Below are 6,242 nucleotides of genomic sequence, written 5' to 3' on the forward strand. Positions count from 1 at the left end.
CTGTCGCGCCGAATCAACGGCGGGTCGACGTGGGTCAGTCATCTGCTGCAGCGCACCGTCGCCGCCTTCCTGTCGGACGCTCCGACGAGGCGGCATATCGACGATGCCGCGGCCCATTACGCGGAGCGCAACCGGGCGTTCCTGTCGCGGCTACGGGCAGCGGGGCTGGACGCGCCGGATATGGACGGGCTGAACATCTGGGTCGACCTCGGCGTCCCCGCCTCGGACGCGGTGGGTGAGCTGCGGCGACGGGGCTGGATCGTCCGTGACGGGGCGACGTTCCTGCTGGGTGGTGCCGGTGACACGGGGGAGAGCCATGTGCGGCTCACCGTCCATGAACTCTCGGACACGGAACTGGACCGCCTGGTTGAGGATCTGGTGGCGGTTTCGGGCCACGGCCGGGCCGCGGCCGGTCCTCGGCGTCCGGCAGTGCCTAGCCCTCGGTGAGCCAGTTCCAGAAGCCCTGCTTCTCCCCGGGCTCGGCGACACGCACCCGCAGGCCACCGAACATGGACCGACCGGTGAGCACGACGGTGGGGGCGCCGGGGTAGTTCGGGGTGGCACCGCCCTGACGCTGGGTGACCTTCACGTCACCGAAGTTGAGTTTCATCCGGTTGACGACCCGGATTCCCGGCGGCACGGTGAGTTTCACGTCGCCGAAGACGAGGCTGATCTGCAGGACCGTGGTGGACGCCGTGAGCGTCATCTCCCGGATGTCGAGGTTGAGGTCACCGAAGACGAGACGGTAACCCTCACGCTCGCCGAGCTGCATGGTGCCTTTGAGAGCGATGTCCCCGAACCAGGTCGACTGGGTGGGGACGTGGTTCTCGGGGACGACGGTGGAGGACCCGTAATGGTTGATGGTGGTGGCGAAGGAACTGATACTGCCCCTGGGCTGCACTGTCGGGGCGGATTCCCCGGGGATGGGCGCTGCTTTCCCCGCGAGGCGGTCGATCTCGGCGTCGTCGGGCGGGCTGGACTTACCGGCGACGAGTTGCTCGAGGCGGGCGAACCTGTCGACGTCGGTGACCGACCAGACGGCGTCGCTGATCGTGGAGAACTCACTGAGGTCGATCCGCCCCTGACCGACCGCGAGGGTCAGTTTGTCGTTGAGGGCCTGACGTCGGTCGTCGGAGATGCGGGCGGGCAACGGGTCACCGGGGTCCGTCGGGTCGGTGGGTTCCGGGGAGGTCATGAACGCCAGGATACCGGGCGTGACGGTGGCTGCGGTCGTTGTGCTTTCCGAGCCGTCCTGTGGTGCGCAACCAGGAGTGTGATGCTGATGGTGATGAGTGCCAGGGACATGGGCAGGGCGAGGAAGATTCCTGCGCCGTAGGAGGTGGACACGTACTGGTCGATGCCGGCCCGGTCGGATTCGCCCATGGCGGACTCCGCCGTGAGTTGACTGCCGACCAGGAAACCGAACATGACGAGGAGGAGTTCGATGATTCCCGCAGCCAGCGGGAGTGCTGCGCCGAGAACCGGTTTTCTTCCGAACGCCTGTAGCGCTGTACCTGTCGTCAGCAGCGCCAGGACGAGCAGGGCGAGGAGCATCAGCAGCGGGCTGGTCGTGGAACTGTCGGCGATTCCCCCGAATCCCTCCGAGGAACCGGAACCGAAGCCGTTGCTTTTCCACGTCGCTCTGAGGGCGCCGAAGCCCGTGTCGAGTGTCACGGAGCCGCTGTACCAGTTCAGGAAATGCGCGATGAGCGTGATCAGTGCCAGTCCGCCGAGCACTCCGGCCATGATGCGGTTGTCTGTGAGCGGTGAGGGGCGGTTCGTGGGTGGGACGGCTGGTGATGCAGTCGGCGGGGTGGTCTGTGGTGCGGCCGGTGGGCACCACTGAGAGGTCGGAGGCGTGGTGGCGGAGGCTCCCTCCGGCTTGGTGGTCCATTGCGAAGCCTGTGGTCGGGGCACTGGCCGGGGTGCAGGACGAGGTTCAGACCAGGACCTCGGCTGGGGCGTGGGGTTGAGTGAGTGCGGAGTCCCTGCGTTACTCGGGGTTCCGAACTGCGACGGTGGCAGCGCATCGGACTGTCGGTCATCGTCGACCCGGCGCCAGCGGTCATGGGCAGGCTGCGTCATCTGGATCTCCTGGTCGGTCGGTGGATCGTCCAGACCGTGATCGGGCGATATCCCGCTCATCCGTGCGTCGGTCGGGGAGCGGTCCTCAGTGCGGGCTTCAGATCTGCGGCGGGCACGGAATCGCCATGCTGTGCCACGAGCGGAAAGCTGCGATCCGTTCCTGCCGCAGATGTGAAGCCCGAGATGAAGGACGGTTGTAGACCGGATACGGGGGCGGCCCCTGGCATCGGTTCGTTAGGATGGCCCACCATGACGGACGCCACTGACGCCACTCCCGATGTTTTCCCCACCTTCACCTACTACCCCGACCCGGTCGGGGGAGGCGCCTTCCACGAGACCCAGGACCCCTGCCCGTGCTGCGGCGAGGTCCGGGGCTGGGGCTACGTCTTCGGCCCGTACTGCCCGGGGGAGTCGCCGGAGAACCTCTGCCCCTGGTGCATCGCGGACGGACCGGCTTCGGAGAAGTACGGGACCGACGGACACAAGGCGGACTTCACCGGGGATCTCTTCGAGATCCGGCGGGACGATGACGGCAGGATCACGGAGGTTCTCGACCCCTTCATCACGGATCTCACGGTGCCGCAGGAACAGTGGGAGGAGTTGTCTTGCCGCACCCCGCGTTTCCTCACCTGGCAGGAACCCCAGTGGCTGGCCTGCTGTTCGACCCCGGCGCAGTACCTCGGCCAGCCCACCGGTGCGGAGCTGAAGGCGCTCGACGACCTCGACGTCCCGGGCGGGGTACTGGACAGTCTGCGGGCTACCTCGCACTGGGGTGCGGACGGCACCCCGGTCGAGGCGAGGGTGGATCACGTCGGCCCGGACGCCTCCGAGGTCGTCTACCTCTTCCGCTGCTCCGGGTGCGGGAGGCACCTCGCGTACTCCGACAACGACTGAGATACTGCTGGTGAAACCCTCTTAACCGATAAACTTGATCGGTAAATGTGCAGGTCAGCTGCCATGTCGCCGGCTTGACTTAATCGCTTCAGAAGCCTTGACTGAGAGGTCGTGATGTTCAAGAAGCCCCTCAGGACCGTTGCTGCCGCAATGACGGCAGCCCTCGCAGTGTCCCTCGCCGCCTGCTCCTCCACCGGCGGCGCCCCCCGCGGTGACGGCGACGGATCCGGCGGCGGTACCGTCGACACCCCGCGTTATGTCGTCAGCATGGTCAGCCACGGCGCGCCGGGCGACACCTTCTGGGACCTCGTGCGCAAGGGTGCCGAGGACGCCGCGCAGAAGGACAACATCGAACTGCGCTACAGCTCCGACCCACAGGCCCCCAACCAGGCCCAGCTGGTCCAGACCGCCATCGACTCCGACGTCGACGGCATCGCAGTGACCATGCCGAACCCTTCGGCCATCGGCCCGGTCGCCCAGAAGGCCGTCAACGCCGGCATCCCCGTCGTCGGCCTCAACGCAGGCATGGAGCAGTACGAGAAGTACGGTCTCACCGGCTTCTTCGGCCAGGAGGAGGGTGTCGCCGGACAGCGGGCCGGCGAACGCCTCGGCGACGAAAAGGCGAGGAAGGTCATCTGTGTCATCCACGAGCAGGGAAACCAGTCCCAGGAGGACCGCTGCTCCGGTGTGAAGAAGGGCCTCGGCGCCGGCGGTTCGGTCGAGACGCTCTACGTCAACGGTCAGGAACTCACCTCCGTCCAGTCGACCATCAAGGCGAAGCTCGCCCAGGACCCGTCGATCGACTGGATCATGTCCCTGGTCACCCCGGTCGGTCTCGTCGCCGCGCAGGCCGCGGCGGAAGCGGGTCGCGACCTCGGCGACAACCTGAAGATCGGCACCTTCGACACCAATGCCGAGCTCATCCCCGCGGTCAAGGAAGGCAAGATCGAGTTCGCCGTCGACCAGCAACCCTACCTGCAGGGCTACCTCGCGATCGACTCGCTCTGGCTGGCCAAGCGCAACGGCACCACCGTCGGTGGTGGCCGCCCCGTCTACACCGGGCCGAGCTTCGTGGACGTCGACAACATCGACACCATCGCGGACGCCGCCAAGGAAGGGCTGCGATGACCGTCCCCTCCACCGGGGTGACCGCGGAGATCACCGCGGACGCCACCACCCCGCGCACCCGCCGGGGCCTCGACAAGCTGCTGCACCGTCCCGAGCTCGCCAGTGTCATCGGTGCGGTCGGCGTGTTCGTGCTGTTCATGATCGTTGCGCCGAGCTTCCGTTCCCTCGACTCCTTCGCCACGATCCTCTACACCTCGTCGACCCTGGGCATCGTCGCCCTGGCAGTCGGTCTGCTGATGATCGCCGACGAGTTCGATCTCTCCACGGGCGTGGCGGTGACCTCGACGGCCCTGGCCGCGACGATGATGAACTACCAGTGGCACATGCAGTCGTGGGTCGGTTCGCTGCTCGCCCTGGGCATCGCCCTGGCCATCGGTTTCTTCAACGGGTGGATGGTCACCAAGACCGGTGTGCCCAGTTTCCTCATCACCCTGGCGACCTTCCTCATGCTCCAGGGCCTCAACCTGGCGCTCACCAAGCGGATCATGAACGCCGTGTCCACGAAGTCGATCGCCGACATGCAGGGCTACGAGTTCTGCCGCAAGCTCTTCGCCGGCCAGTGGGACATCTTCGGCGTCACCCTGAAGGTCACGGTCCTCTGGTGGATCCTCTTCGTCATCGTGGCCCATGTCGTGCTCTTCAAGACGAGGTTCGGCAACTGGATCTTCGCTGTCGGCGGTAACCCGGACGCCGCCCGCGCCGTCGGTGTGCCGGTCGACAGGGTGAAGATCATCCTCTTCATGCTGGTCGCGGCGTCCTGCTGGTTCGTCGGGCAGCACAACCTCTTCGAGTTTGACTCGATCCAGGCCGGGCAGGGTGTCGGCAACGAGTTCTTCTACATCATCGCCGCAGTCGTCGGCGGTGTGGCGATGACCGGTGGCAAGGGAACGGCGATCGGCACCGCCATCGGTGCGCTGATCTACGGCATGACCACCCAGGGCATCGTCTACGCCGGGTGGAACCCGGACTGGCTGAAGTTCTTCGTCGGCGGTGTGCTGCTGCTGGCGGTCCTGTCGAACAACTCCTTCTCGAAGTTCACGGAGGCCCGCAAATGAGTGACGCACAGGAAGCGCAGCACATCATCGAACTCCGTGGCGTCGGCAAGGCCTACGGCGCCTTCCGGGCGCTGACCGACATCAACCTCACGGTGGACGCCGGCACCGTCACCTGCGTCCTCGGCGACAACGGTGCCGGAAAGTCCACGCTCATCAAGATCCTCGCCGGGCTACACAAGCCCACCGAGGGCGAGATCCTCGTCGACGGGGAGGAGGTGAGCTTCGGCTCCCCGCGCGACTCCCTCGACCACGGCATCGCGACGGTCTACCAGGACCTCGCCGTCGTCGGCGAGATGCCGGTGTGGCGCAATTTCTTCCTCGGTCAGGAGCTCACCGGCCGGTTCGGCATGATGCGCGAGACCGAGATGCGGGAGATCACCCACGAGCGGCTGCACCGCATGGGCATCGACCTGCCGGACGTGGCGGTCCCCATCGCCTCGCTGTCCGGTGGTCAGCGCCAGGTCGTCGCCATCGCCCGCGCCATGTACTTCGGCGCCCGGCTGCTCATCCTCGACGAGCCGACCGCGGCCCTCGGCGTGAAGCAGTCCGGCATGGTGCTGCGGTTCATCGCCGCGGCCCGTGACGAGGGGCTCGGTGTTGTTTTCATCACCCACAACCCGCACCACGCGCACCTGGTCGGTGACCGGTTCGTGCTGCTGAACCTGGGACACCAGAAGATGGACGCAGCCCGTGACGAGGTCACCCTCGACGAGCTGACCCTCGAGATGGCCGGTGGCGGGGAGCTGTCCTCCCTGGCCCACGAACTGGAGCGGTGACCGGATCCCGGTACAGCGGTTGGGGAAAGGAAATCACCAGGCAGAGGCGGGTTTCAGCGGAAATCCCGAATAAATGAGGCATCCACGCTAAAGGTAGGCTACATTCGGTTGAGTTGACCTGAACCGCCCCGAGGAGCCCATGCCCGCCTCAACCACCCCTACCGCCCGCACCACCCACACCGCCGCCCCGCCGGTCCGCGCCACCGGACTGTCCAGGTACTTCCGTTCCGGTGACGAGACCGTCACCGCCGTCGAGAATGTCACACTGACCGTCGAATCCGGCGAGATCGCCGTGGTCATCGGC

The 6,242-nt window shown here is 66.4% G+C and carries 7 protein-coding genes; 5 read left to right on the top strand and 2 right to left on the bottom strand.

The features are described 5' to 3' along the window. A partial coding sequence (locus QZV72_RS02315) for an aminotransferase class I/II-fold pyridoxal phosphate-dependent enzyme (protein WP_297004745.1) occupies positions 1–447 on the top strand: 447 nt, incomplete at its 5' end. Here the strand turns inward: QZV72_RS02315 and QZV72_RS02320 are convergent. Both QZV72_RS02320 and QZV72_RS02325 read right to left on the bottom strand, forming a co-directional pair. Continuing rightward, entirely contained in the window at positions 434–1,195 is a 762-nt protein-coding gene (locus tag QZV72_RS02320) for a LiaF domain-containing protein (protein ID WP_297004748.1), read from the bottom strand. The genes QZV72_RS02315 and QZV72_RS02320 overlap by 14 nt on opposite strands. Then, positions 1,192–1,746, bottom strand: a complete 555-nt coding sequence (locus QZV72_RS02325; RefSeq protein WP_297004750.1) for a hypothetical protein — start codon at positions 1,744–1,746, stop codon at positions 1,192–1,194. The genes QZV72_RS02320 and QZV72_RS02325 overlap by 4 nt, the downstream gene beginning before the upstream one ends. Positions 1,747–2,334: 588 nt before the next feature. On the opposite strand from QZV72_RS02325, the gene QZV72_RS02330 reads away from it, so the two are divergent. From QZV72_RS02330 to QZV72_RS02345, 4 genes are all read left to right on the top strand, one after another. Beyond that, positions 2,335–2,979, top strand: a complete 645-nt coding sequence (locus QZV72_RS02330) for a CbrC family protein (RefSeq protein WP_297004753.1) — start codon at positions 2,335–2,337, stop codon at positions 2,977–2,979. Between the two features lie 114 nt (positions 2,980–3,093). Further along, positions 3,094–4,107 (top strand): substrate-binding domain-containing protein, encoded by a 1,014-nt coding sequence (locus QZV72_RS02335; protein ID WP_297004755.1) that lies wholly within the window; start codon positions 3,094–3,096, stop codon positions 4,105–4,107. After that, positions 4,104–5,162, top strand: coding sequence for an ABC transporter permease (locus QZV72_RS02340; RefSeq protein WP_297004757.1), 1,059 nt, complete (start codon positions 4,104–4,106; stop codon positions 5,160–5,162). The genes QZV72_RS02335 and QZV72_RS02340 overlap by 4 nt, the downstream gene beginning before the upstream one ends. Continuing rightward, entirely contained in the window at positions 5,159–5,938 is a 780-nt protein-coding gene (locus tag QZV72_RS02345) for an ATP-binding cassette domain-containing protein (protein ID WP_297004760.1), read from the top strand. Before QZV72_RS02340 ends, QZV72_RS02345 begins: the two co-directional genes overlap by 4 nt. Positions 5,939–6,242: the final 304 nt, after the last annotated feature.

It is taken from the genome of uncultured Corynebacterium sp. (genome assembly GCF_902782855.1).
In the GTDB taxonomy this organism is placed as follows: Bacteria; Actinomycetota; Actinomycetes; order Mycobacteriales; family Mycobacteriaceae; genus Corynebacterium.

Bases quoted from the DNA above. Each gene is read 5' to 3' on its own strand.
- QZV72_RS02320 (WP_297004748.1), bottom strand. From the start codon at position 1,195: ATGACCTCCCCGGAACCCACCGACCCGACGGACCCCGGTGACCCGTTG.
- QZV72_RS02325 (WP_297004750.1), bottom strand. From the start codon at position 1,746: ATGGCCGGAGTGCTCGGCGGACTGGCACTGATCACGCTCATCGCGCAT.
- QZV72_RS02330 (WP_297004753.1), top strand. From the start codon at position 2,335: ATGACGGACGCCACTGACGCCACTCCCGATGTTTTCCCCACCTTCACC.
- QZV72_RS02335 (WP_297004755.1), top strand. From the start codon at position 3,094: ATGTTCAAGAAGCCCCTCAGGACCGTTGCTGCCGCAATGACGGCAGCC.
- QZV72_RS02340 (WP_297004757.1), top strand. From the start codon at position 4,104: ATGACCGTCCCCTCCACCGGGGTGACCGCGGAGATCACCGCGGACGCC.
- QZV72_RS02345 (WP_297004760.1), top strand. From the start codon at position 5,159: ATGAGTGACGCACAGGAAGCGCAGCACATCATCGAACTCCGTGGCGTC.